The sequence below is a fragment of the Xanthomonas cannabis pv. cannabis genome (genome assembly GCF_000802365.1).
Taxonomy (GTDB): Bacteria; Pseudomonadota; Gammaproteobacteria; order Xanthomonadales; family Xanthomonadaceae; genus Xanthomonas; species Xanthomonas cannabis.
The window spans coordinates 1-608 of the sequence record NZ_JSZE01000221.1 but is presented as its reverse complement, the minus strand read 5'-3'; the positions used below and the strand labels follow the sequence as shown (position 1 = coordinate 608).

Genomic DNA, 608 nt, shown 5'->3' with positions numbered 1-608 from the left:
CGCACACGTTGACTGCCCCGGCCACGCCGACTACGTCAAGAACATGATCACCGGTGCGGCGCAGATGGACGGCGCGATCCTGGTGTGTTCGGCCGCTGACGGCCCGATGCCGCAGACCCGCGAGCACATCCTGCTCTCGCGTCAGGTCGGTGTGCCGCACATCGTCGTGTTCCTGAACAAGGCCGACATGGTCGACGACGCCGAGCTGCTCGAGCTGGTCGAGATGGAAGTGCGCGAGCTGCTCAGCAAGTACGACTTCCCGGGCGACGACACCCCGATCATCCACGGTTCGGCCCGTCTGGCGCTGGACGGTGATCAGAGCGAGATCGGTGTGCCGGCCATCCTGAAGCTGGTCGATGCCCTGGACAGCTTCATTCCGGAGCCGACCCGTGACGTCGACCGTCCGTTCCTGATGCCGGTCGAAGACGTGTTCTCGATCTCCGGCCGCGGCACCGTGGTGACCGGTCGTATCGAACGCGGCATCATCAAGGTGGGCGACGAAATCGAAATCGTCGGTATCCGCGACACGCAGAAGACCACGGTCACCGGCGTGGAAATGTTCCGCAAGCTGCTGGACCAGGGCCAGGCAGGCGACAACGCCGGTCTGC

The 608-nt window shown here is 64.8% G+C and carries 1 protein-coding gene; it reads left to right on the top strand.

The features are described from left to right. Nucleotides 1–608: GTP-binding protein (locus tag OZ10_RS20170; RefSeq protein ID WP_039566900.1), on the top strand; the 608-nt coding region annotated here is incomplete at both ends.